We start from the raw sequence: 21,329 nt of genomic DNA on the forward strand, positions 1-21,329 counted from the left end.
CCGCCTCACAGCGCCGCAAAGCCGACCTCGCCCGCGCTCTCCAGCGTCAGGTCGAAGGTGACTTCGCGGTCGTGCTCGGCGGCGATTTCGAGGCCGGTGATCTGGAACGCACCGCTCACCGTGCCGAAATCCGGGATCAGCACTTGCCAGTCCTTCAGCACGCCGTCGAAGAAGGCGGCGCGCACCAGCGCGTCGGAGGCGGCGTCCTTGAACACCCCTGCCCCGGCGATGCTGGCGCGCTTCGGTCCGGCGCCGGCGAGCAGCTCGCGCCAGCGGCCGGCAGACTCCGCATGAGTCACGTCGACGCTCTGCGCGTTGAAGGCGAGACGGCGCGTGCGCAGCCCCGCGACCGTGACGTAGGACGTGCCGTCATGGATCTTCAGCAGCAGGTCCTTGCCCTTCTGCGCGGCCATGGCCTTCTCCTCTCGATGGCGCCGCTCACAGCGGCTCGGTGACGGCGCGGAAACGCACCAGAGCGTGGTAGGTCCGCCCGTCGCCCTCGCGGCGCACTTCGGCGGTGGTGGCGCGCAGATTGGCGAGCCGGTGGCCCGCCAGCGCGAGCGGCGCGTCGTGCAGCGCCTCCTGGATCGCGGCGGCGAGCGCGAACGCCTCGCGCCGCCCCCCGGCCCGGGAGAAGGCATGGAGCGTGAGGCTCTGCTCGGTGCCGCCCTCGGTGGCAGTGGACCAGTCGGCGACGACCGCCTCGCCGAGGATGACGAAGGGAAAGGCGACGTCCGCGGGCGGCACGTCGTGGATCCGCACCGCGCCCGCGAGCGCGGCGAGCGGAGCGTCGGCGGCGAGCCGGTCGTGGATCGCCTGGCGCAAGGCGAGCGCGGCGCTCATCGGCGGCGCCTCAGCGCTGCGAGGGCCGGCGCCAGCCATGGTGCGGCAGGCGTGGCATGGGTGCCGGTCTCGCGCGCCACGGCGGCGGGATCGGCGCTGCCGACGCGCAGGCGCGCGCCGACCGCCTGCCGCGTCACGGCGACCCCCGCGCGCGCGGCGGCGGCGGCGAGCGCATCGGCCGCTTCGGTGCGGGCGGCGGCGGACAGGCGGGGCGCGAGCGCCGCATCGAGGCGGCCGGCCAGCCCGTCGAGCCCGGTCGCGCGGGCGAAGATCCTCATGTCTGTTCCTCCAGGCAGCGGCAGCGGCTGATCCGGCCGCGCCCGTCCGGATCGGTGACGGCCTGGACCAGGAAGATCCGCGTCCCCAAAACCAGACGATCGCCGGGAGCGAGCGTATTCGGCGCGCGGACGCTGACACGCCAGCCGAGGGTCGCGATCGGGCGTTCCTGGGCGGGACCCGGATCGGCCGAGAGCGGCGTCATCTCGCCCCAGAGGCGGTCGACGGTGAGCCAGGTGCGCTCCAGCCCGCCCATGCCGTCGGGCAATGTCACCGCGGTCTGGTGCTGGAGCGGATGGCGCAGCGCGGCGGCGGTCACAGCCGCACCCGGGCATAGGGCGCGAGCAGCGCCGCGACGCCCGACGGAAGCGCATCGCCGCCCGCCTCGTCGCGCCGCTCGTAGAGATGCGCCGCGAACAGCCGCACCGCCTGGACGAGATCGGCGGGCACGGCCGCCGCCGCCGCGCCATAGCCGAGCGCCAGATCGAGTTCGATGCCGCCGAGCGCCCGGTCGGGGCGCGGCATGCGCGGCGGATCGAAGGCGATCAGAGCGGGCGCGCGGTCGCCGCGCAGCGTGAACAGGTCGGGTGCGAGCGCCGACTCGCCGCCATCGGCATGGCGCAGCCGCGCGGCCAGGATCGCCTCGACCGGCGCGAGCGCCGGCACGAGGAGGCCGGCGGCCGGCCAGGAATCGAAGACGAAGCGCCAGGACTGGCGCAGCAGAATGCGCCCGGCGGCGCTCTCCACCATCTGCCGGGCAGTGGTGATCAGCAGCGCGAGGAGCCCGTCCTCCGCGTCATGAGTGACGCGCAGAAAGGCCTTGAGATCGGCAGGCGTCAGCGGCTCGGCCGCGGGACCGGCGAGAAGATGCGGCATGGGATGTTCCGTCGAACGAGGGCGGGACCGGCCAAAGCCGGGGTCGTGGCGGCGGTGGTCGGCGAGGCGCGAATTGACGGACCGGCCGGCGCGCGCGAGAAAGCGGACGATGATCGCCTCGCCTCTCTCCCGCGCCGGATGCCGGCTGCGCCGCGCCACCGCCGGACTGCTCTGCGCCGCGGGGCTCCTCGCGGCATCCCCGGCGGCCGCCATTGTCGGCGGCGGCGGCGCGCCGGCCGAGGTGGCCGCGCATACCGTGATGATCGTCTCGACGCGCGGGGCCTCGTGCACGGGCACGGTGCTGGCGCGCGACCTGCTTCTGACAGCCGCCCATTGCGTCGGACCCAAGGGCGACTATGCCGTTGCTCTGGTGGATCGCGGCGCGCCGGAACTCATCCCGGCGACGCGGGTCGCGCTGCATCCCGGCTTCGACAGCGCGCAGTTCCGCACCCGCCGGCCGACGCCCGACCTCGCTCTGGTGAAACTCGCCGCGCCCCTGCCGGCGCGCTTCCGGCCGGCGCCGCTCGCTTTGGACGCCGCGCTGCCGCCACGCGGCGCCGGCTTTCTCGTCGCCGGCTACGGCATGAGCGCGGACGGCGACGAAGCTTCGGCCGGCACGCTGCGCGCCGTGTCGCTTGCCTCGGTCGGCACGACCGGGGGGATCATGGTGCGCCTCTCGCCGGCGGCGGGGCTGGCGGGCGCCTGTACCGGGGACAGCGGCGGCCCCGCTTTCCAAAACGGGCGGGTGGTCGGCGTCGTCGGCTGGGTCACGGCGCCCAACGGCGTGCGCGGCTGCGGCGGCGTCACCGGCGTCACGCTGGTCGGCCTGCAGCGGGACTGGATCGCCACCGCCGCCCGCACCCTCGGCAGCCCGATCGCCGAATGAGCGGGCGCACGATGCCGCGCCGCTCCGCGCTCTGCGCCCTGTCGCTTCTGTTTGCTCTGGCCGCGCCCCCGCTGGCCGCGCAGACGCGCGGCGAGAGCGTCGACGCTGCACTCTGCCGGATCATCGCGGCTGCCGCGCGCGGCGCCGATCTCCCGGAAGATTTCCTCACCCGCCTGATCTGGCGGGAAAGCACCTTCCGTCCCCATGTGGTGAGCCCGAAGGGCGCCCGGGGCATCGCCCAGTTCATGCCGGGAACGGCGGCGGAGCGCGGCCTCGCCGATCCGTTCGACCCGGAAACCGCTTTGCCGGCCGCCGCGCATCTGCTGAAGGAACTGCGGACGCGGTTCGGCAATCTCGGGCTCGCGGCGGCAGCCTATAATGCCGGGCCGGGACGGGTCGAGGGCTTCCTCGCGGGCCGCTCCGGCCTGCCGGGCGAGACCCGCTTCTATGTGCGGGCGATCACCGGCCGCAGCGCTGAGGAGTGGGCCGGGGACCGGACAAAGCCGGGCGCCGGCACAGCCGCGCCGGACGCTTCGGGCGTGGACCGGCCGCAGCCGGAAGCGCCCCCCGCCGACTGCCCGACGATCGTGGCGGCACTGCGCCGCGGCGCGCCCGCCGGGGAAGCTGCGCGCGGGGCGGATTTCGCGCCCTGGGGCGTGCAGGTGGCGGGCGCCTTCTCCAAAAACGCCGCGCTTGAAGCCTATCGCCGTGCGGGGGTGCGGATCGCCGGCCTCGTCGGCGACAGCACGCCGATGATCATCGGCACCCGGCTCGCCGGCCGGGGGCCGCGCCCCTTCTACCGCGTCCGCCTCCCGGCCGAGACGCGGTCGGCGGCGAACGCCCTGTGCCAGCGGATCCGCGCGGCCGGAGGCGCCTGCATCGTGCTGGCGAACTGACGCCCAGCCGAGTGCGTCCGGTGCGCGGATGCCGGCGCCCGCCCCCTTACGTCGCCGCGAACTTCAGCAGCTTCGCCGCGTCGAAATCCTGAATCCCGCCGCCGACCCGCTTGGTGGTGTAGAACAGCACATAGGGCTTGGCGGAATAGGGATCGCGCAGCACCCGCACGCCGGCCCGGTCGACCACCAGATAGAAGCGGCGGAAATCGCCGAAGGCGATCGGGAAGGCGCCGTCGGCGATGTCGGGCATGTCCTCGCTCTCGACCACCGGGAAGCCCATCAGGCTCGCCGGCTGGCCGATGCCGGCCGGCGGGGTCCAGAGATAGGCGCCGGCTTCGTCCTTCAGCTTGCGCACCGCCGCCTGGGTGCGGCGGTTCATCACGAACACCGCATTCTGGCGGTAGCCGCCCTTCAGCGCATAAACGAGGTCGACCAGCGCGTCGGAGGGACTGGTGGCGTCGAAGCCGCCCGGCGTGCCGGTCGCGACATAGCCGACCTTGTCCCACGCCCAGGCGCTTTCGGCCACCTTGGTATAAGCGAGGAACCCCTTGGGCTTGGCGCTGCCGTCGCCGGAGACGAAGGCGGCGCTCTCCTGCTCGGCGAAGGCGGCGTCGACCTCGGTGGCGATCCATTCTTCGAGATTGACCAGAGCGTCGTCGAGCAGCGCCTGGGTCGCCGCCGGCATGGCGTAGAGTTCCATCGCCGGGAAGGCGAGTTCGGCGAGGACCGGGCTGTCGGTCTGCGGCCGGGCGGCGGTCTCGGCGGCCCAGCCGGTGGCCGGGCCGGTCTTCATGAAGGGCTTGCGATAGGTCCCCGCGCCGATCGTGCGGACCGAGGCGATGGCGCGGATCGGCGAGAGGACGGCGAGCCGGCGGCCGATCTCGGCCTCGATCTCGGGCGGCACCAGATAGCCGCCGTCGGCGCCGCTGCCGGCGGACAGAGCCTTCGCCTCCAGCGCCTTCAGCCCGAGGGCTTCGCCATGGCGGACATAGCCCGAAAAGGCCTCCACATGGGCGTCCGGCGCACCGCGCGGCGGCCCGCCGAGGCCCGGCCGCAACGCCTTGGCGAGCACCCCGTCGAGCCGCGCCTTCTGGGCGTCGAGCGCGGCGTCGAGCCGGGCGAGCTTGTCCTCGATCAACGGGTCGGCGACGCCGCGCCGCTCGATCTCGCCGAGCCGGTGGTCGTTGGTGCGCCGATAGGTCTCGAACGCGACCAGCAAATCGTCATGGAGCGAGACGTCATGGAGCGAGACGTCGCCCGGCGCGATCACCTTGGTCTCGGGGGCTGCGGAAGGCTGGGTCATGGGGGGTCCTTGAAGTGGGGGAAGGGCTCGGGACGAGGGCGGAGAAGGCCGGCGCGATGCGGGCGTCGGGCTGCATCGGGAAGGTCACGATCGACACTTCCCAAAGGTCGATGCGCAGCAGCCGGCGCACCCGGCTGCGCGGATCGGTGCGGGCCTGGACCGCCTTGAAGCCGATCGACAGGCCGTCGAGCGCGCCGTCGCGCACCAGACTCATCACCTCGCGGCCGCGCGTGACGTCGAGCAGCAGCCGGCCGCGCACATAGAGCCCGCGGCCGTCCTCGGCGAGGTGGGTCCACACGCCGATCGGCTCGGCGGGGTCGTGCTGGTAGAGCAGGCGCACGCCGGCGGCGCCGCGCGCCGCGAGGCTGGCCGAAAAGGCGCCGCGCGCCACCACGTCGCGCCCGAGATCGACGGTCTCGAAGAGGCAGGCATAGCCCTCGATCCGGCCGTCCTGGGCGCCGGAAAAGCCGGCGAGCGCCATCAGCGGCCCTTCCCTTCGGGGGCGCGGGGGCGGCGGCGGAGCGAGCGGTCCTTGACCCGCTCCAGGCGCTCGAGGGTCGCCACGAAATCGCGGAACACGCCGCCCGCCTGCGGCGCGGGGGCGGCCGCCCGGCCACGCGGGACGGAAGGCCCGAGCGCGCGGATGCGCGGCGCGGGCGCCTTCTGGAACGGGGCACGCATGCCTTCTCTCCCTCGGAACATGTCAGTCGAAGCGGTTGCGCGCGTTGAAGCGGGCCAGTTCGCGCACGAAATCGTCGAGCCGCTCGGTGGCCCGGCCGAGCGCCGCCTGGGCGCGCAGCGCGACGATCGAGGCGCTCGCCGCCCAGAGCAGCAGCGCGAGATGGGCGAGGTCGCCGCGCTCGGCGAAGATGCGGATCAGCGCGTCCATCACCGCGCCCCGTAGCCGACGGCGGCGCGCTTCTCGTCCTCGCTGAGGAAATCGGCGGCGGTGACGCGCGCCCACAGCGCCGAGCGCTCCAGCGCCAGCGCCTCGATCTGGTCGAGGTCGGGCACCAAAGAGAGGTTGCCGCCATAGGCCGGGGCGAGCCAGCCGCACAGCGCGTCGGCGATCCGCCGGACCATCGGGATCACGGTGAGCCGCCACAGCGCGCGGTTGGCCTCGGCATAATTGGCATAAGTGGTGTCGCCGGGGATCGAGAGCAGCATCGGCGGCACGCCGAGCGCCAGGGCGATCTCGCGCGCCGCGCCGTTGCGCGCCGCCTCGAAATCCATGTCCTTGGGCGACAGCGCGAGCGGCTTCCAGTCGAGCCCGCCTTCCAGCAGAAGCGGCCGCCCGGCATTGGCCGCGCCCTGGAAGCTCGCCTCCAACTCGCCCTTCAGCCGCTCGAACTGGTCGTCCGAGAGCGTGCCCGCGCCGCCATAGATCAGCGCGCCGGAGGGCCGGGCGGCATTGTCGATCAGCGCCTTGTTCCAGGCGCCGGAGGAATTGTGCAGATCGAGCGCCTGGGCGGCGGCTTCGAGCGGCGGGAAGCCGTAATGGTCGTCGAGCGGGTTGAAGGCGGCGAGGTGCAGGATCGCCGGCACCCCTTCGCCCTGGGCAATGCGCACGGTGCGGCCGTCGAGCGTATAGTCGAACGCCTCCGGCCAGCCGTCCGCGCCGGGCACCACTTTGACCCGGTCGGGGCGCAGAACGTGCAGTTCGCGCGGCACCCCGTCGAGCGCCACCATCTCCAGATAGGCATTGCCGGCCACCAGCATGTGGCCGCAGATCGCCTCGAGGAAATCCGCCTGGCGCAGGCGCGGATTGGGCCGCGCCAGCAGATCGAGCAGCGGATGGCGGTCGATCTCGCGGCCGGCCTCGGCGAGCAGGAACGGCACCGCGCCCGCCGCCTCCGCCACCAGGCGCACGGCGCGATAGGCGATGGCGTTGCGGGCATAGCCCTCGCGCGCCAGCGAGGCATAGTCGCGCGGCGTCCAGCGCGGCCGGCCCTGGGCGAGCAGCGCGACCAGCGGCGCGGTGCGGCTCGCCTTCAGCTCGGCGGGACGCGGCCGGAACGGCGCCAGGAACGGCGCCAGCAGGTAGGACAGCATCGAAGGCTCCGCGGGATCGAGGGACGGCGCGGCCGGGCGCCGGAACGCCCGGGCGCCGGGGGCGTTGACCGGACAGGCGGCGACACGGCCGCACGACACGGGAGAAGCCGATGACCACCACCCTCACCGCCCTCTACGACACGCGGGAGGCCGCGCTCGGCGCGGTGCGCGACCTGAAGGTGGTCGGCCTCGAGGACACCGACATGTCCCTGATCGCGTCCGGCGATCCCGCGCCGGCCATGCCGCAGGGCGACGGCGACGTGCTGGTCGAGGCGGGCGCGGGCGCGGCGGTCGGCGCCGGGGTCGGCGGCACCGGCGGCCTGCTCGCCGGGCTCGGCCTGATCACGATCCCCGGGATCGGCCCGGTGCTCGCGGCCGGCTGGCTCGCCACCGCGGCGGCCGGCGCGGTCGCCGGGGCGGCGGTCGGCGGCGCCGCCGGCGGGCTGATCGGCGCGCTGGTGGCGGACGGCGTCGGCGAGGACGACGCCCATCTCTATGCCGAGGCGGTGCGCCGTGGCGGCACGCTGGTGATCGCCCGCGTGCCCAATCTGCGGCTCGAAGCGGCCCGCACCGTGCTGGACGCACGCCGCGCGGTCGACCCCGCGACGCGCCGCGCCGCCTATCGCGACGAAGGCTGGACCGGCTTCGACCCGGACGCGCCGCGCCCCGCGCCGCGCGACACGCGGCCCGACCGTCCGGTCTGACGCGGATCGGCCGCGCGGGCCGCGCCCGCGCGCAATGGTGACAGGCCGCGCGAAGCGCTTACAGGCCGCGCACGCGGGGCCGGGCCTTCTGGCCCAGAGCGAGCGCGGTCACCGCCCAGACCAAAGCGTCGAGCCGGTCGGGCGAACGGCCGCTGGACAGGCCGTCGGCGGAGAAGTCGCACATCTCGTCCTCCAGCTCCGGGAAGGCGCCGGCATGGCGCACCCGGCTTTGCTCGTAGAGCGCGGCGACCGGCTCGGCGCGCAGGAATTTGCCGCGCGTCGCCCGCACCATCTCCACCGGCACGGCGGGATCGATCTCGGCCAGCACCGCCTTGACCATCTCGCCGCCTTGGTTGACCTCGGCGACGATGCGGTCGGCGGCAAAGCGCCGATAGAGCGCCACCGCCCGCGCCGCCCACACAGCCGGGCGCAGGCCGGCTTCGCTGGCATCCGCCAGGACATGGACGCACCCGCCCCCGTCGATCCCGGCGCAGACCAGGCCGCAGGCATCCGCCCCGGCGCGCGAGGAGGCCGGCGGATCAACCGCGACGACGATCCGCGCCAAAGGCGGGGCGGCGGCCTCGCGCAGCGCCTCGAGCGCGGCGCGGGCCCAGAGCGCGCCGGGCCGGTCCTCGATCAGTTCGCCGTCCAGCTCCTGCCGGCCGAGCCGCGTGCCGCCATAGCGGGCGAGCACGGCGTCGAGAAAGCCGGGGGCGAGGTGGCGGGCATTGTGGGCGGTGCGCGCCCGGGTCACGGCGGTCGCGGGATCGGCGAGCAGGCGCTTCAGCAACGCGCTCGGCCGCGGCGTCGTGGTCACCATCTGGCGCGGCCGGGCGCCGAGCCGCAGGCCGAATTGCAGCATGTCGAAGGTCGCCTCGGCGCGGCGCCATTTGGCCAGTTCGTCGAGCCAGGCGGCCTCGAATTGCGGCCCGCGCAGGCTTTCCGGATCCTCCGCCGAAAAGCCCTGCGCCACCGCGCCATTGGGCCAGACCAGGCGGCGCCGAACCGCCTCCCAGCGCGGCCGGGTGGCGTCGTCATGCACCGCGCGCAGGCCGGACACGCCCTCGACCATCACCTCGCGCACATCCGCCATGGTCTCGGCGACGAGCGCGATGCGGCCGACCGGCCGGTCGGCGAAAGGCGGGCGGCCGAGCGCCAGCCCGCGCACCCATTCCGCCCCGGCGCGGGTCTTGCCGGCGCCGCGCCCGCCGAGCACCAGCCAGGTGATCCAGGGCGCCCCGCTCGGCGCGGCGGCGGGGGGCAATTGGTCCGGCCGCGCCCAGATTTCCCAGTCCGCCAGCAGGCGGGCGGCGACCGGCGCGGTGAGCAGCGCGAGCAGCGCCTCAGTCCGGCCGGTCTCCACGCAGCGCGTCAAGGCGGCGCGCAAGCTCGCGGCGGAAGCTGTCGAGATCGGCTGGGCCACGGGCGTCCTCGTCGTCTCTCGGGGGTCCGTCGTCGCGCGCGGCGGTGTCTTCGCGGGGCGCCGCGTCGTCGGCCGCGGCCTTGCGGGCGGCGGCGCCGAGCGCCGCCAATTCGCGCACCACGCGGGCCAGGACCGCGAGGGCGCGGGCGTCGCGCTCGGCCTCGGCGGGGGCGCCGCCGAGCGCGGCGAGCCGGGTCTCGATCTCGCAGACCTGCGCCTCCGCCGCGCGCCAGATGCGGTTGGCGAGCGAGCGGCGGCGGCGCAGATCGGGATCGCGCGCCCCGCTCGCGCCGAGCCGCCGGCGCGGCAGCGGCGCGGCGCGCACCGTGCCGTCCGGGGCGATCTCGCGGTCGAGCCAGGCATAGATGCGCGGGGCGCTGAAGCCGGTCTCGGCGGTGATGTCCTTGATCGCGCGCCCTTCGGCATACAAAGCGCGCACCGTCGCCACCTGCTGCGCGGAAGGACGCGGGTCGGTCATGGCAAAGCCTGCTCGCTGGGGAACCGCCCGGACGGCCCGTCAGGCGCAGATCCGGAACATGCAGGAACCCTAGCCTAAGAGCGGCACGCTGTCAAGGGATTTTTTCCTAGAACGGCGATCGGAAAGGCTACTTATATGTGAAGTCATTCAATAACAACACCAGAATAAATACAAATGACTTGACTTAACAATATGCATTATTGGTTCAAAAACAAATTTCATTATAAAACATTTTAAGATTATGAAATATATTTCAGATAATTATTTATTTAATATACGACTATAATCAAATATCCATTCTCAATATTATACCATCAGGCATAAAGAACCCATTCATAGTATTATTTGATACGTAAGCACTCCCTAGTCCACTAATTTTTATGAACCCGCGCATCCCCATGATAGCGGGATGCGTGTCGTCAATCAACTCGACAGAGCTTATATCGATACCAGACACCTCTTCACGGTTCTTTGTTATTACATCGGCTACTATCCGATAAAACTCCTGATCCTTCATCCCTCGCTTCCCAACGATCCAAAGCCGCCAAAGATCGTTGTCCGGGTTATGAACCCAGAGCACCGCGCGTGGCTTTATAGCAGTATCATCGAGGCGCCGAACGAGCGCTTGGCCACTCCTCACCAATACCTCTTTATCCATGGCAGTACTCCGTGGTCAGGATTAATGAGGGCTTCGAGAAAAAATTGAGTAGTGGATCGGTCCACGACATCATATCTGCGCTGCTCGCTCCATTTAGATACGATGCCCCAATTGGCGTGAAAAAATTGATCAGCGTTCTCTTGGCCTTTTAATTCGCTCTGCAGCCCTGCCACTCCGATAAGAACTCCAAGGTCATGAACGAAAATTTTATCAATGAATTTTTTATCTGGAATAGTATTAGCCTCAATTCTTGAAGCGATACACGCTTTAATCCCGAACTCGGCAGCGTAACCTCCTAAATAATAGGCGTTCGAATACCGTCCATTCAAAAAGAGAAGTTGAGCATCATCGGCCTTGGATTGCGCCAATTTTTCTAGGTCTGATTTCTTCAGCCCTTGAGCCATAATGATGTGTCCTTCAATGGTGGACAAGCTCCGACTACCGGAGGCTAACAAAGAATCGCTGAAGCGGAAGAGACCATAAGAGAAAAAAGCCTGTGCCGTCGATCGGAGCGGGCTAGCTGGCCGCCACCGAGCTGTCCACCCCGTGCGAGCTTTGTTACTCACTCAAACATAGCGAATTTCCTACGCTGAGTAGTTTAAAAAAAATTGGTACAAGGCCCGCGTTTCGGCCACCTTCCGCACCACCACCTCAACCTCCTCGCCCAGAGCCTTGAACCCCGCCTCGATCTGCTCCAGGCGCGAGCGGGGGTCGAGGCGGAACAGACGGACTCCCGATTCCAATCGAGCCGGCGCGCCAGCTCCGCCCGCGGGACGCCCGCCGCCCGAGAAGGGTCCGAGAGAGCTGCACTTTGAGCGGTGTCATCAGCGGCCGCCGCACCGGCGTGCCGCGCCCGCGCCGGAGAAGCGGGATGTTCGCGCCATCCGCGATCCGGCGGGCCAATGCCTCCTCGATGGCCGAGACCGCGTGGCGCAAAGCCTCTGTCGCGCCGAAGGTCGTCGCCTCGGGAAGCTGGGCACGGGCGACGAGATCGCTGCCGTCGTCGTCCAGCGTCAGGGTCACGGGAATATCGCGCATCATTTCGATCCAGGATCCGCGTGAGCGTAGGATGGCACACGTGGCGCGCGCAAGCATCGGAGCGGCCCGGCCCGCCCCCTCCCCACCCCTCCCCCGCAAGCGGGAGAGGGAGCCGGGCGCGCCGGGGGGCGGCGTGGCGCTTGGACGGGGCGGCCGTTGGGTTCGGCTCAGGCGGGCTATAGCGCCAACGAACCTGCGCTCCGTCTCTCCGCAGCGCGACGCGCATGGCTCCGGCCTTGCCCGCGAACCGCACCGAACAAACTGGATTTCCAGCCCCTACAGGCTTCATAGTCTCATCGCCACAGGGAGCAGGACGCATGGATACGATCGGTCTGGCGCAGGCCAGGGCGCGTCTGGGGGCGGTGATCGCGCGCGTCGCGGCCGGCGCGGCGATCGTCATCACGCGGCGCGGCAAGCCGGTGGCGCGGCTCTCGGGCATCGCCGGGGCGCGCAGGCCGGTCGACGCGGCCCGGCTCCAGGCGCTGACGGCGACCCTGCCGCCGCAAGTGGAGGGTGCGGCAGACCTCGTGCGGGCGATGCGCGACGGCGACCGCTTTTGATGCTCTCACGAGACGTCGCAGATCGTCGCGGCCCGGCTTTCCCCGGCCTCACCCCCTTCCCCTTCCCCTTCCCGGCCTCCCCCTCCCCACCCCTCCCCCGCAAGCGGGAGAGGGAGCCGGGCGCGCCGGGGGTGGGGTGGCGCGGCGATTGCGGAGGGTCCCGGCTTTCAAGATCGGCGCGGATGCGGCGGGGCGTCGCGCGGAAGCGTGGAAGCGCCCCTCCGCGCATCGCCCGACCCTCTCCCTCCCCCCGCCATTTGCCAAACGCCGCCGTCCCGTGGCACTGCCACGGCTGCGCTTCAACAGGCTCGGACCCGCGACATGACCGATACCAAGGACAGCAACGGCACCCTCCTCACGGACGGCGACAGCGTCACCCTGATCAAGGACCTCAAGGTGAAGGGCACCTCGGTCACGCTGAAGCGCGGCACGCTGGTGAAGAATATCCGCCTCACCGACGATCCGCGCGAGATCGAGTGCAATGCCGAGAAGGTCAAGGGCCTGGTGCTGAAGACGGAATTCCTCAAGAAGGCGTGATCCGCCGGGCCGGCGCCCCCCGCCCCGCATCCGGCCGCACGCCGTCGCAACGCCCCCGCCTCAGGGCCCGCGCCGATCGGCGTGCCGCGCAAGCCGGTCGGACACCGCGGTCTCCAATACAGGATGAGCGCCGATCGGCACGCGGCGCAAGCCGATCGGATCCGTTCAACCTGATCGGCGACCGCCCTCACCCGTAGCGGCGGGCGGCCTCGATGGCGAGGCCGGTGCCGACCGAGCCGAACGTGTCGCCTTCCGCCACCCGCGCGTCGGGGACGGCGGCGCGGATGGCGGCGCGGACATGGGCGAGCTTGGTCGAGCCGCCGGTGAGGAAGACCGCGTCGATCGCCCCGGCCGCGACCCCGGCGGCCGCAAGGCAGCCGGCGATGCGCCCGGCGATCCGCGCCGCCAGCGCGCCGGTATGGGCGAGCAGATCGTCATGCGCGATGCCGACCGAGAGCCCGGCCTCCAGCCAATCGAGGTCGAGCGCGGTCTCGCCCGCCTCGGCGACGGCGATCTTGGCGCCCTCGGCGGCGAGGGCGAGGGTGTGGCCGCGCTCCTCGGCGACCACGCGGGCGAGCCGCGCCACCTTGTCCGGCTCGGCGGCGTCGCGTTCGAGGTCGCGGATCGTGCGCTGCACCTTGGCGTCGTAGAGCCGGTTGATCGCCGACCAGGTGGCGAGGTCGTGATAGAGCCCGGCCGGCATGGACAGGCCGGCGCGCTTCAAAGGCGCGCCATGGCCGAGCAGCGGCATCACCATGCCGAGCGAGAGCTGGCGGTCGAAATCCGTGCCGCCGATCCGCACGCCGTCATTGGCCAGGATGTCGCCCGCCCGCTCGGCCTTGCCGCGCCGCTCCGGCGAGAGCCGCACGACGGAGAAGTCCGAGGTGCCGCCGCCAATATCGGCGATCAGCGCCAGTTCCTCGCGCACCACCTGCCGCTCGTAATCGAGGCTGGCGGCGATCGGCTCGAACTGGAACGAGCGGGTGGCAAAGCCGATCTCCTCGGCGATGGCGTCGAGCACGGCCTCGGCGCGCCGGTCGCCTTCGGGATCGCCGTCGACGAAATGCACCGGCCGGCCCAGCACCACCGCGTCCAGCGGCGCGCCCGCCGCCGCCGCGCCGCGCGCGCGAACCTCGGCGAGGAAGGCGCCGATCACCGCCCGGAAGCCGAGCCGCTGGCGGCCGACGGCGGTGGTCTCGTCGATCAGGCTGGAGCCGAGCACCGCCTTCAGCGACCGCATCAGCCGGCCCTGCGCGCCGCCGACATAGGCCGCCATCGCCGCCCGGCCGAACACCGGGGCGCCCGCGCGGGGATAGAAGATCGCGCTCGGCAGCGTGTCCGCCCCGCCTTCCAGCGGCGCGAGGCGCGGTCCGCCGGCGGCGGCGAGGCCGAGCGTCGTGTTGGACGTGCCGAAATCGAGGCCGCAGGCCGCCATCGTCCGCTCCTTCAAGGGGGGCGGGCTTGCTAGGCCATGCTGCAGCGCAGCGCAAGGGGAAAAGGCGGGGTCAGCTGCAGGCGATGCGGCGGCCGAACAGAGCGCCGGCGGCGAAGACGAGGCCGAACACCGCGAGATGGACCCAGAGCGGCAGCCAGTGGAAGAAGCCCCACGACACGCCCGCGCTCGCCGCGCCGATCACCAGAGCCGCCAGGATCGCGCCCGGGGTGACGGCCGGCTCTTCGCCGGCCGGCGCGGGGGCCGGGTCGGCCCCCTTGGGCTGCGCCGCAGCCGGCCGATCGCGCGGCGCTTCCGCCGGTTCCACGAGCCGCAAAGTGCGCCGCTCCGCACCCATCGCCGCGATCCCTCGCTTCGTTCTCCTCCGCGGCCTCGCGGCCGCCGGATCCCGAAACGATTTAAGGGCAGAGCCGGCCGACCTCAAGACCCGCCGGCGCCCCGCGCGCGATTTTCCGCGCCGGCCGGGGCGCGACCAGACCCAAGGCCAAATCCGCGACAAAGGCCGCGCTCACGCCCCGAGGGGCGCCCTACACGCTCTCGGCGTAGCGCTCATAGGCGTGCTCGACGGTGAGGATATGGGCGCGCATGGCGGCCGCCGCCTCCGCTTTGTCGCCGCGCAGGATCGCGGTCACCACCGCATCGTGCTCGGCATAGGACAGAGCGAGCCGGCCGAGATTGCGGAACTGGGCGCGGCGGAACGGCTGCAGCCGGCCGCGCGTCGCCAGCGTGATCTCGGCGAGATAATCGTTGTGCGCGCCGGAATACAGGAAGGTGTGGAAGCGGTCGTTGAGGAAGCTGTAATTGGTCTCGTCGCCGCGCCGCGTGAGATCGCCGAGATCGGCATGGATCGCCTGGAGCTGACCGCGCTCGGCCGGCGTCATGTGGAGCGCGCTCTGCCCGGCGCACAGCGCCTCCAGCTCCGCCATCACCTCGAACATGCCCCGCAGCCGCTCGATCGAGGGCTTGGCGACCAGCGCCGAGCGGTGCGGCCGGGTCTCGACCAGGCCGGAGGCGGCGAGGTCGCGGATCACCTCGCGCACCGGGGTGCGCGACACGCCGTAGCGCTTGGCGATGTCCATCTCCTCCAGCGCGGTGCCGGGTGCGATCCGCCCGCGCACGATGTCGTCGGCGATCTGGAGCCGAAGCTCCTCGGTGCGGGTGACGGCGCGCACCGGCCCGCGGCGGCGGCGCGGCCGCACCGCACGCTCGCGGACCAGACTCGGGGAGACGGGGGTGCTCATGGCCTCGGAGGTACCGGGAATCGCGGGGACGGTCAGGCGGGGATCAGGCTGACATGGGCGGCGACGATCTTCCAGCCGTCGGGAAAGCGCACCCAGCTCTGCTGCTGCCGGCCGACCTTGCCGGGGGCGGCCTCGCGCAGGAACAGGGTGGAGGCGACGGCGAAATCCGTCCCGTAGGTGGTGATCACCGTGCGCTCCAGCGTGCGCTCCAGCCCGACCGGCGAGCGGGCGCGCCGGAAGGCGCGGATGGCGTCCATGCCGTAGAGATTTTCCCCCGCGCCGTAGCGCAGGGTGCGGCCATCGTCGTGGAACAGGGCTTCCAGCGTCTCGACATCATTGGCGACGAGCGCCGCCTCGTAGCGGGCGAAGGCCGCCTCGACTTCGGCGCGGACTTCGGGACGGTCGATCTCCAAGGGGGGCGTCCTTCACAGCTGCGCCACCGGCGCGCGGGCGACACCCGCTTCGGCCAGGGCATGAGCGACCTCGAGGGCCAGATCCTCCCGCCAGGGCGGCGCGATCACCTGAACCCCGAGCGGCAGGCCGTCGTCCAGCCAGACCGGCACCGCCGCCACCGGCAGGCCGATGAAGGAGATGGGCTGGGTGAACAGGCCGAGATTGGGTCGCACGAGCAGGGTCTCCCCGTCCAGCACGAAAGTCTTCTGCCCGAGTTCCGGCGCGCGGCAGGGCGTCGCCGGGGCGAGGATCACGTCCACCTCCTCGAACAGTTTCAGCATCGTGAGCCGGAAATGCCGCCGGAAGCGCTGCGCCGCGATCACCCAGGCGGCGGGAATGGCGAGGCCGGCGATCAGCCGGTCGCGCACCGCCGGGTCGAAATCGCCCGGCCGCGCGCTGAGCCGGCCGGCATGGAGCGCCGCGCCCTCGGCGGCGGTGATGACATAGGCCGCGGCGCGGGCGCGCGCCGCTTCGGGGATCTCCACGATCCGGTCGGCGCCGAGCGCGGCGGCGGCGGCGTCCACCGCCGCGAAGCAGTCCGGCATCCCCTTGGTGCGGAAATAGCCGCCCGCGACCGCGATCCGCAGCCCGTCCCGGCCCTCGCCGAGGCGCGGGCCGACCGGCGCATAGGGGCGCGGGATCAGCGACGGGTCGTCCGGATCCTCGCCCTGCATCGCGTCATAGGCGAGCGCGAGGTCGGTCGGGCAGCGCGCGAAGGGGCCGAGATGGTCGAGCGCGGACACGAAGGGAAAGGTGCGCGCCCGCGACAGCCGGCCGAAGGTCGGCTTGAGGCCGAAAATGCCGCACAGCGCCGAGGGCACGCGGATCGAGCCGTTGGTGTCGGAGCCGAGCGCCAGCGGCACTTCGCCGGCCGCCACCGCCGCCCCCGAGCCGCCTGAGGAGCCGCCCGACATGTGGCCGAGATGGTGCGGATTGCGGGACGGGCCGTCATGGGCGTTCTCGCCGGTGAAGTCATAGGCATATTCGCCCATGTTCAGCCCGCCGACGAGCACCGCGTCGGCCGCCTCGAGGCGCGCCACCAGCGTCGCATCCGCTTGGGCGGGCGGCAGGTCCCGGTTGATCTTGGATCCGGCGCGGGTGGCGAGGCCGGCAATGTCGAACAGGTTCTTGACCGCGAACGGCACCCCGGCGAGCCGGCCCAGCTCCCGGCCTTCGGCCCGCGCGGCGTCGATCGCGTCCGCTTTGGCCCGGGCGCGGGCCAAAGTGAGGTCGGTGAAGGCGTTGACCTGCGGCTCCAGCGCGGCGATCCGCGCGAGCGACGCCTCGAGGACGGCGCGCGCCGGGACCGTGCCGGCGCGCACTGCGGCGGCGATTTCGTGGGCGTGGGCGGTCGCGAGGGACGCGGCCATGTCGGGGGCGGCGGCCGGGCTTTCGACGTCCGGGTTCTCGGCGTCGACGGCGCCGTCGAGGGCGCCGCTCATGGCCGGTAGACCGGCGCGGGGTCGAACTCGTCGCCGAGATGGAACGCCATGACGAGATGGGCGGCATCGGCGACGTTGCGCAGATAGGCCATCGCCTCGCGGTGCCATTCGCCCTGCATGGGGATTGCGAACGCGCCGGTCGCGCCGTCCAGCAGGCGCTCCAGGTCGCGGTCCTCCGGCGGAGGGAGCGGCGTCTTCGGTTCCGTCATGGTCGACCCTTTCCTGAAATGTCGATGCGCCCCGTGTGCGCTTGTCCCCTCACGCTGCGCCCTTCCCCCTCACGCTGCGCCCGTCCTCCCCCTCCCCACCCCTCCCCCGCAAGCGGGAGAGGGAGCCCCGTCGCGCCTGCGGCGAAGCCCTCCGTCTGCGCTGGGCGTCATCTGCGCCCCCTGCCGGCCGCAGCCCCGCCGCGCCTCGGGCGAAGCGCCCGCCCGCCGGTCGCAGCCCTCTCCCGCGTGCGGGGGAGGGTTGGGAGGGGGCCGGCGCCTCACAAGGCGACGCCTGCCGGCGGCCGCATCACACCGGCGGATGGGGGATCGCCGCGATCAGTTCGCGGGTATAGGCGTCCTTCGGCGCCTCCAGAACCTGGTCGGACGCGCCCTCCTCCACCATCCGGCCGTGGCGCATCACGATCACCCGGTCGCACAGAAGCTTCACGACGTGCAGATCGTGGGAGACGAACAGATAGCTCATGCCGAGCGTCTGCTTCAGCTCCTCCAGGAGATTCAGCACCACGGCCTGAACCGAGACGTCGAGCGCGGCGGTCGGCTCGTCGAGAATGACGAGGTCGGGATTGAGCGCGATGGCGCGGGCGATGCCGACGCGCGCCTTCTGGCCGCCCGAAAGCTGGTGCGGAAAGCGGTCGAGCAGGTCCCCCGGCAGGCCGACCATGGCGGCCAGCTCCTCCACTTTGGCGCGCAGTTTGGCCCCGCCGCTCATGCCGGCCATCCGCAGCAGCGGGTCGGCGATGGCGCGGGAGGCGGTGTAGCGCGGATTGAGGCTTTCGGTCGGGTCCTGGAACACCATCTGGATCCGCTTGCGGATCGGGTGGTGGGCGAATTCCTTGGCGGGAATGGCGCCGATATCCGCGCCGTCGAAGGTGATCTTGCCCGAGCTGGCATCGATCAGCCGCATGACGATGGTGGAGGTCGTGGATTTGCCGCAGCCGCTCTCGCCCACCAGGCCGACGCTCTCGCCCTTCTTCACCTCGAAGGAGAGGCCGTCCACGGCGCGGAAGATCCCGTCCTCCTTCGGCGGCGCCTTGCCGAACAGAGCGGCCAGCATGGCCACGGGCGCGCCCTGGCGGGGATATTCCTTCACCAGGTTTTCGACCTTCAGGAGCGGCGTGCCGGCCCCCTCCGCCGCCCGCACGGCGGCCCCTTCGGCGGGCGCGGCCGGCGCCTCGCCTTCCGGCAGCAGGTCGCGCAGCGTGATGCCCGGCCGCGGCGTCGCCCGCATCAGCTTGCGGGTATAGGGATGCTGCGGATCGCGGAAGATCCGCTCGGCCGGGGCGGTCTCCACCACCCGGCCCTTCTCCATCACCATGACGGTGTCGCAATAGGTGGCGGCGAGGCCGAGATCGTGGGTGATGAGGATGGTCGACATGCCGCGCGCCCGGGTCAGTTCGGTCACGAGGTCCATCACCGCCTTCTGGGTGGTGACGTCGAGGCCGGTGGTCGGCTCGTCGGCGATCATCAGTTGCGGCCGGCAGGCCAGCGCCAAGGCGATGACAATGCGCTGGCACATGCCGCCCGACAGCTCGAACGGGTAAGCGTGGTAGCGCTCCTCGGGCCGGGCGATGCGCACCTGGTTGAGGATGTCGATCACCTTCTCTTTCACGTTGGACGGCTGCGCCTGCAGATGATGGAGCAGCACATCGCCGATCTGGTGGCCGACCTTGCGGATCGGGTTCAGGGCGGCGCGCGGATTCTGGAAGATCATCGACATTTCGCGCCCGCGCAGGTCGCGCATCTGGCGCTCCGGCGCATAAGCGAGGTCGAGGCCGGAAAAGACGATCGAGCCCTCGGCGATCCGCCCGGCCCGGTCGAGGATCCGCATCACCGTATAGGAGGTGACGGACTTGCCGGAGCCGCTTTCCCCGACGATCCCCACCGTCTCGCCCTTGGCGACGGTGAGGTCGACATTCTTCACCGCCTGGACGATGCCCTTGCGGGTCGAGAATTCGACCGTGAGGTCGCGGACCGACAGAAGGGGTCCGTGCGGCGCTTCGGCGGGGGCGAGCGCGCCCGCAATGGCCGGATCGATCACGCCATGCATGTGGGCCTCCATCGTCAGGTGCGGCGCTGGGGATCGACGATGTCGCGCAGACCGTCGCCCAGCAGGTTGAAGCAGAACACCGCGAACATCAGCGCGAGGCCGGGGAAGAGCGCGATCCACCATTCCCCGGAAATGATGTAGGTCGCGCCTTCCGCCACCATGATCCCCCATTCCGGAGTTGGCGGGCGCACGCCGAGGCCGATGAAGGAGAGGCCGGCGGCATTGAGGATGGCGTAGCCCATGGTCAGCGACATCTGCACCATCATGATGGGCATGATGTTCGGCAGGATCTGCGTCAGCAGGATGCGCCACTCGCCGTTTCCGGTGAGCCGGGCCGCCTGGACGAAGCCGGCCTGCCGGCGGATCGCCGCCTCGGAGCGGGCGACGCGGACGTAAAGCGGGAAATTGATGATGGCGGTGGCGATGACGATGTTGGTCACCGTATTGCCGAGCGCCGCGACGATGCCCATGGCCAGGACGAACAGCGGAAAGGCCATGATGGTGTCGGAGATCCGGCCGATGATGCGGTCGGTCCAGCCGCCGAAAAAGCCGGAGGCGATGCCGGCGATGCCGCCGGCCGCGAACACCAGCGCGACCGAGCAGATGGCGATCCCCATATCGAGCCCGGTCGCGACGATGACGCGGGAGAAGATGTCCCGGCCGAGCTGGTCGGTGCCGAACCAATGGGCGGTCGAGGGCGGGCTCAGCGCCATGGCGGTGTTGGAGGCGAGCGGATCGTAGGGCACCACGAACGGGCCGATCAGCGCGCTGACCACCAGGATCAGGAACATGCCGAAGGCGAGCCCGGTGACCGGATTGTCCGAGATCACATAATGGGCGTGCCGGAGGGTCGCGGCGAGGCCGCTCGCGGGACGCGGGGCGTCGGCGGGATTGGCGAGGGTCATGCTTCGCTCCGGGCGCGGGGATCGATGACGCCATAGGCGATGTCGATCAGGAGGTTCAGGACGATGTAGAGGACCGCCATGGCGAGGACGAAGCCCTGCACCGGCGCGAAATCCGAGGTGATCAGCGCCTCGACCGCATAGGAGCCGATCCCCGGCCAGGCGAACACCTTCTCGACCAGCACGTTGGCGCCGAGCAGGAAGGAGAACACCATGCCGAGCGTGGTGATGACCGGGAGCATCGCGTTGCGGAAGGCATAGACGATGATGACCTTGTAGGGCGTCAGCCCGGCGGCGCGGGCGGTGCGCACGAATTCCGACGAGAGCACCGCCAGCATCGAGGCGCGGGTCATGCGGGCGATCGGCGCCAGAGCGAAGATGGCGAGCGTGACGGCCGGGATCACGAGCTGCGCCGCCGAGGCGCGAAAGGTCTCGAAATCGCCCGCGATCAGGCTGTCGATCAGATAGAAGCCGGTGACCTCGGGCGGCGGCGAGGCGAAGGCGTCGAGGCGGCCGAGCGGGGCCGGCGCCCAGCCGAGCTTGAAATAGAACACATAGACCAGCAGCAGGCCGGTGAAGAAGACCGGCAGCGAGACCCCCGCCGTGGTCAGGATGCGGCAGGAATGGTCGACCCAGGTGCCCTGCTTCACCGCCGCGGCGATGCCGTAGGGGATGGCGATCAGGAGCGCCAGGATAAGGCCGGCCAAAGTCAGCTCGGCGGAGGCGGGCAGCCGGTTCCGGATCTCGGTCGCAACCGGCTGGCCGGTCGAGAGCGAGGACCCGAGATCGCCTTTGGCGAGCGCGGTCACGTAATCGAGGAACTGCGCCGGCAGCGGCTTGTCGAGGCCGAGCTTGGTGCGGATTTCGGCGATCGCCTGCGGGGTGGCGGCCGGGCCGGCGAAATAGGCTGCGGTGTCGCCGGGCAGGACCCGGGTCAGCAGGAAGGTCACGATCACCACCCCGATCAGGCTCGGCACGGCGGTCGCGAGACGGCTTCCGATCAGCTTCAGCATGACGGCTCCCTCCTCTCG

28 protein-coding genes are annotated in these 21,329 nt (G+C 71.3%); 5 read left to right on the forward strand and 23 right to left on the reverse strand.

Going from position 1 to position 21,329, the window contains the following annotated elements:
* Positions 1-5: 5 nt before the first annotated feature.
* Genes EDC64_RS00715 through EDC64_RS00735 form a run of 5 tightly spaced genes read right to left on the reverse strand, consistent with a single transcriptional unit; the run spans position 6 to position 1,995 of the window.
* Positions 6-413, reverse strand: a complete 408-nt coding sequence (locus EDC64_RS00715; RefSeq protein WP_132028591.1) for a phage major tail protein, TP901-1 family — start codon at positions 411-413, stop codon at positions 6-8.
* Positions 414-438: 25 nt separating this feature from the next.
* The gene (locus EDC64_RS00720) at positions 439-843 is read right to left on the reverse strand and encodes a DUF3168 domain-containing protein (protein ID WP_132028595.1); all 405 of its coding nucleotides are present in this window, start codon (positions 841-843) and stop codon (positions 439-441) included.
* Positions 840-1,121 carry a hypothetical protein gene (locus tag EDC64_RS00725; protein ID WP_132028598.1) on the reverse strand — a complete coding sequence of 94 codons (282 nt, stop codon included), beginning with the start codon at positions 1,119-1,121 and terminating at the stop codon, positions 840-842. Before EDC64_RS00725 ends, EDC64_RS00720 begins: the two co-directional genes overlap by 4 nt.
* Positions 1,118-1,438 (reverse strand): head-tail adaptor protein, encoded by a 321-nt coding sequence (locus EDC64_RS00730; RefSeq protein WP_245504474.1) that lies wholly within the window; start codon positions 1,436-1,438, stop codon positions 1,118-1,120. Before EDC64_RS00730 ends, EDC64_RS00725 begins: the two co-directional genes overlap by 4 nt.
* A complete protein-coding gene (locus tag EDC64_RS00735) occupies positions 1,435-1,995 on the reverse strand; it encodes a head-tail connector protein (RefSeq protein WP_132028601.1) in 561 nt (186 codons plus the stop codon). Before EDC64_RS00735 ends, EDC64_RS00730 begins: the two co-directional genes overlap by 4 nt.
* A 109-nt stretch (positions 1,996-2,104) precedes the next feature.
* Here EDC64_RS00735 and EDC64_RS00740 point away from each other — a divergent pair, with 109 nt between their 5' ends.
* Both EDC64_RS00740 and EDC64_RS00745 read left to right on the forward strand, forming a co-directional pair.
* The gene (locus EDC64_RS00740) at positions 2,105-2,881 is read left to right on the forward strand and encodes a S1 family peptidase (protein ID WP_132028604.1); all 777 of its coding nucleotides are present in this window, start codon (positions 2,105-2,107) and stop codon (positions 2,879-2,881) included.
* A gap of 11 nt (positions 2,882-2,892) precedes the next feature.
* Positions 2,893-3,777, forward strand: a complete 885-nt coding sequence (locus tag EDC64_RS00745; protein WP_132029955.1) for a lytic transglycosylase domain-containing protein — start codon at positions 2,893-2,895, stop codon at positions 3,775-3,777.
* A gap of 46 nt (positions 3,778-3,823) precedes the next feature.
* On the opposite strand, the gene EDC64_RS00750 is transcribed toward EDC64_RS00745, so the two are convergent.
* Genes EDC64_RS00750 through EDC64_RS00770 form a run of 5 tightly spaced genes read right to left on the reverse strand, consistent with a single transcriptional unit; the run spans position 3,824 to position 7,132 of the window.
* Complete coding sequence (locus tag EDC64_RS00750) at positions 3,824-5,080, reverse strand: phage major capsid protein (protein WP_132028607.1); 1,257 nt, start codon at positions 5,078-5,080, stop codon at positions 3,824-3,826.
* Entirely contained in the window at positions 5,016-5,561 is a 546-nt protein-coding gene (locus tag EDC64_RS00755; RefSeq protein ID WP_132028610.1) for an HK97 family phage prohead protease, read from the reverse strand. Before EDC64_RS00755 ends, EDC64_RS00750 begins: the two co-directional genes overlap by 65 nt.
* Entirely contained in the window at positions 5,561-5,761 is a 201-nt protein-coding gene (locus tag EDC64_RS00760; RefSeq protein WP_132028613.1) for a hypothetical protein, read from the reverse strand. Before EDC64_RS00760 ends, EDC64_RS00755 begins: the two co-directional genes overlap by 1 nt.
* A 22-nt stretch (positions 5,762-5,783) precedes the next feature.
* Entirely contained in the window at positions 5,784-5,969 is a 186-nt protein-coding gene (locus EDC64_RS00765; RefSeq protein WP_132028616.1) for a hypothetical protein, read from the reverse strand.
* Positions 5,969-7,132 (reverse strand): phage portal protein, encoded by a 1,164-nt coding sequence (locus tag EDC64_RS00770; RefSeq protein ID WP_132028619.1) that lies wholly within the window; start codon positions 7,130-7,132, stop codon positions 5,969-5,971. The genes EDC64_RS00765 and EDC64_RS00770 overlap by 1 nt, the downstream gene beginning before the upstream one ends.
* 110 nt (positions 7,133-7,242) lie before the next feature.
* Here EDC64_RS00770 and EDC64_RS00775 point away from each other — a divergent pair, with 110 nt between their 5' ends.
* On the forward strand, positions 7,243-7,836 hold the full coding sequence (locus tag EDC64_RS00775; RefSeq protein ID WP_132028622.1) for a hypothetical protein: 594 nt from the start codon (positions 7,243-7,245) through the stop codon (positions 7,834-7,836).
* Positions 7,837-7,894: 58 nt separating this feature from the next.
* Here the strand turns inward: EDC64_RS00775 and EDC64_RS00780 are convergent, their stop codons facing one another.
* From EDC64_RS00780 to EDC64_RS00795, 4 genes are all read right to left on the reverse strand, one after another.
* On the reverse strand, positions 7,895-9,199 hold the full coding sequence (locus EDC64_RS00780) for a terminase large subunit domain-containing protein (protein ID WP_132028626.1): 1,305 nt from the start codon (positions 9,197-9,199) through the stop codon (positions 7,895-7,897).
* Entirely contained in the window at positions 9,180-9,737 is a 558-nt protein-coding gene (locus tag EDC64_RS00785) for a hypothetical protein (RefSeq protein ID WP_132028629.1), read from the reverse strand. The genes EDC64_RS00780 and EDC64_RS00785 overlap by 20 nt, the downstream gene beginning before the upstream one ends.
* A 286-nt stretch (positions 9,738-10,023) precedes the next feature.
* Positions 10,024-10,395 (reverse strand): hypothetical protein, encoded by a 372-nt coding sequence (locus EDC64_RS00790; protein WP_132028632.1) that lies wholly within the window; start codon positions 10,393-10,395, stop codon positions 10,024-10,026.
* Positions 10,374-10,826: a hypothetical protein gene (locus EDC64_RS00795; protein ID WP_165933591.1), complete on the reverse strand. Its 453-nt coding sequence runs from the start codon at positions 10,824-10,826 to the stop codon at positions 10,374-10,376. The genes EDC64_RS00790 and EDC64_RS00795 overlap by 22 nt, the downstream gene beginning before the upstream one ends.
* Before the next feature lie 924 nt (positions 10,827-11,750).
* Here EDC64_RS00795 and EDC64_RS00805 point away from each other — a divergent pair.
* Both EDC64_RS00805 and EDC64_RS00810 read left to right on the forward strand, forming a co-directional pair.
* Entirely contained in the window at positions 11,751-11,993 is a 243-nt protein-coding gene (locus tag EDC64_RS00805; protein WP_132028638.1) for a type II toxin-antitoxin system Phd/YefM family antitoxin, read from the forward strand.
* 321 nt (positions 11,994-12,314) lie between these two features.
* Positions 12,315-12,530 (forward strand): alkylphosphonate utilization protein, encoded by a 216-nt coding sequence (locus tag EDC64_RS00810; protein WP_132028641.1) that lies wholly within the window; start codon positions 12,315-12,317, stop codon positions 12,528-12,530.
* A 187-nt stretch (positions 12,531-12,717) separates the two neighbouring features.
* Here the strand turns inward: EDC64_RS00810 and EDC64_RS00815 are convergent, their stop codons facing one another.
* From EDC64_RS00815 to EDC64_RS00855, 9 genes are all read right to left on the reverse strand, one after another.
* On the reverse strand, positions 12,718-13,965 hold the full coding sequence (locus EDC64_RS00815) for an Hsp70 family protein (RefSeq protein WP_132028644.1): 1,248 nt from the start codon (positions 13,963-13,965) through the stop codon (positions 12,718-12,720).
* Positions 13,966-14,035: 70 nt separating this feature from the next.
* Positions 14,036-14,320, reverse strand: a complete 285-nt coding sequence (locus EDC64_RS00820; protein ID WP_132028647.1) for a hypothetical protein — start codon at positions 14,318-14,320, stop codon at positions 14,036-14,038.
* 190 nt (positions 14,321-14,510) lie between these two features.
* Positions 14,511-15,224, reverse strand: a complete 714-nt coding sequence (locus tag EDC64_RS00825) for a GntR family transcriptional regulator (protein WP_132028650.1) — start codon at positions 15,222-15,224, stop codon at positions 14,511-14,513.
* A gap of 32 nt (positions 15,225-15,256) precedes the next feature.
* A complete protein-coding gene (gene hpxZ / locus EDC64_RS00830; protein WP_132028653.1) occupies positions 15,257-15,637 on the reverse strand; it encodes an oxalurate catabolism protein HpxZ in 381 nt (126 codons plus the stop codon).
* A 12-nt stretch (positions 15,638-15,649) separates the two neighbouring features.
* Positions 15,650-17,047: an AtzE family amidohydrolase gene (locus EDC64_RS00835; protein WP_132029956.1), complete on the reverse strand. Its 1,398-nt coding sequence runs from the start codon at positions 17,045-17,047 to the stop codon at positions 15,650-15,652.
* 68 nt (positions 17,048-17,115) lie between these two features.
* A complete protein-coding gene (locus EDC64_RS00840) occupies positions 17,116-17,328 on the reverse strand; it encodes an AtzG-like protein (protein WP_132028655.1) in 213 nt (70 codons plus the stop codon).
* A 307-nt stretch (positions 17,329-17,635) separates the two neighbouring features.
* A complete protein-coding gene (locus tag EDC64_RS00845) occupies positions 17,636-19,396 on the reverse strand; it encodes a dipeptide ABC transporter ATP-binding protein (protein ID WP_132028658.1) in 1,761 nt (586 codons plus the stop codon).
* A 14-nt stretch (positions 19,397-19,410) separates the two neighbouring features.
* A complete protein-coding gene (locus EDC64_RS00850) occupies positions 19,411-20,301 on the reverse strand; it encodes an ABC transporter permease (protein WP_132028661.1) in 891 nt (296 codons plus the stop codon).
* Positions 20,298-21,311 (reverse strand): ABC transporter permease, encoded by a 1,014-nt coding sequence (locus EDC64_RS00855; protein ID WP_132028664.1) that lies wholly within the window; start codon positions 21,309-21,311, stop codon positions 20,298-20,300. Before EDC64_RS00855 ends, EDC64_RS00850 begins: the two co-directional genes overlap by 4 nt.
* Between the last annotated feature and the right edge of the window lie 18 nt (positions 21,312-21,329).

It is taken from the genome of Aquabacter spiritensis (genome assembly GCF_004346185.1).
GTDB classification, from domain to species: Bacteria; Pseudomonadota; Alphaproteobacteria; order Rhizobiales; family Xanthobacteraceae; genus Aquabacter; species Aquabacter spiritensis.

What these genes read in the sequence shown, in the direction of transcription:
- EDC64_RS00835 (WP_132029956.1), bottom strand. Translation starts at nt 17,047, where the DNA reads ATGGCCGCGTCCCTCGCGACCGCCCACGCCCACGAAATCGCCGCCGCA.
- EDC64_RS00760 (WP_132028613.1), bottom strand. Translation starts at nt 5,761, where the DNA reads ATGCGTGCCCCGTTCCAGAAGGCGCCCGCGCCGCGCATCCGCGCGCTC.
- EDC64_RS00755 (WP_132028610.1), bottom strand. Translation starts at nt 5,561, where the DNA reads ATGGCGCTCGCCGGCTTTTCCGGCGCCCAGGACGGCCGGATCGAGGGC.
- EDC64_RS00850 (WP_132028661.1), bottom strand. Translation starts at nt 20,301, where the DNA reads ATGACCCTCGCCAATCCCGCCGACGCCCCGCGTCCCGCGAGCGGCCTC.
- EDC64_RS00720 (WP_132028595.1), bottom strand. Translation starts at nt 843, where the DNA reads ATGAGCGCCGCGCTCGCCTTGCGCCAGGCGATCCACGACCGGCTCGCC.
- EDC64_RS00750 (WP_132028607.1), bottom strand. Translation starts at nt 5,080, where the DNA reads ATGACCCAGCCTTCCGCAGCCCCCGAGACCAAGGTGATCGCGCCGGGC.
- EDC64_RS00790 (WP_132028632.1), bottom strand. Translation starts at nt 10,395, where the DNA reads ATGGATAAAGAGGTATTGGTGAGGAGTGGCCAAGCGCTCGTTCGGCGC.
- EDC64_RS00855 (WP_132028664.1), bottom strand. Translation starts at nt 21,311, where the DNA reads ATGCTGAAGCTGATCGGAAGCCGTCTCGCGACCGCCGTGCCGAGCCTG.
- EDC64_RS00745 (WP_132029955.1), top strand. Translation starts at nt 2,893, where the DNA reads ATGCCGCGCCGCTCCGCGCTCTGCGCCCTGTCGCTTCTGTTTGCTCTG.
- EDC64_RS00805 (WP_132028638.1), top strand. Translation starts at nt 11,751, where the DNA reads ATGGATACGATCGGTCTGGCGCAGGCCAGGGCGCGTCTGGGGGCGGTG.
- EDC64_RS00725 (WP_132028598.1), bottom strand. Translation starts at nt 1,121, where the DNA reads ATGAGGATCTTCGCCCGCGCGACCGGGCTCGACGGGCTGGCCGGCCGC.
- EDC64_RS00825 (WP_132028650.1), bottom strand. Translation starts at nt 15,224, where the DNA reads ATGAGCACCCCCGTCTCCCCGAGTCTGGTCCGCGAGCGTGCGGTGCGG.
- EDC64_RS00785 (WP_132028629.1), bottom strand. Translation starts at nt 9,737, where the DNA reads ATGACCGACCCGCGTCCTTCCGCGCAGCAGGTGGCGACGGTGCGCGCT.
- EDC64_RS00820 (WP_132028647.1), bottom strand. Translation starts at nt 14,320, where the DNA reads ATGGGTGCGGAGCGGCGCACTTTGCGGCTCGTGGAACCGGCGGAAGCG.
- EDC64_RS00770 (WP_132028619.1), bottom strand. Translation starts at nt 7,132, where the DNA reads ATGCTGTCCTACCTGCTGGCGCCGTTCCTGGCGCCGTTCCGGCCGCGT.
- EDC64_RS00715 (WP_132028591.1), bottom strand. Translation starts at nt 413, where the DNA reads ATGGCCGCGCAGAAGGGCAAGGACCTGCTGCTGAAGATCCATGACGGC.
- EDC64_RS00775 (WP_132028622.1), top strand. Translation starts at nt 7,243, where the DNA reads ATGACCACCACCCTCACCGCCCTCTACGACACGCGGGAGGCCGCGCTC.
- EDC64_RS00765 (WP_132028616.1), bottom strand. Translation starts at nt 5,969, where the DNA reads ATGGACGCGCTGATCCGCATCTTCGCCGAGCGCGGCGACCTCGCCCAT.
- EDC64_RS00810 (WP_132028641.1), top strand. Translation starts at nt 12,315, where the DNA reads ATGACCGATACCAAGGACAGCAACGGCACCCTCCTCACGGACGGCGAC.
- EDC64_RS00740 (WP_132028604.1), top strand. Translation starts at nt 2,105, where the DNA reads ATGATCGCCTCGCCTCTCTCCCGCGCCGGATGCCGGCTGCGCCGCGCC.
- EDC64_RS00815 (WP_132028644.1), bottom strand. Translation starts at nt 13,965, where the DNA reads ATGGCGGCCTGCGGCCTCGATTTCGGCACGTCCAACACGACGCTCGGC.
- EDC64_RS00845 (WP_132028658.1), bottom strand. Translation starts at nt 19,396, where the DNA reads ATGCATGGCGTGATCGATCCGGCCATTGCGGGCGCGCTCGCCCCCGCC.
- EDC64_RS00735 (WP_132028601.1), bottom strand. Translation starts at nt 1,995, where the DNA reads ATGCCGCATCTTCTCGCCGGTCCCGCGGCCGAGCCGCTGACGCCTGCC.
- EDC64_RS00840 (WP_132028655.1), bottom strand. Translation starts at nt 17,328, where the DNA reads ATGACGGAACCGAAGACGCCGCTCCCTCCGCCGGAGGACCGCGACCTG.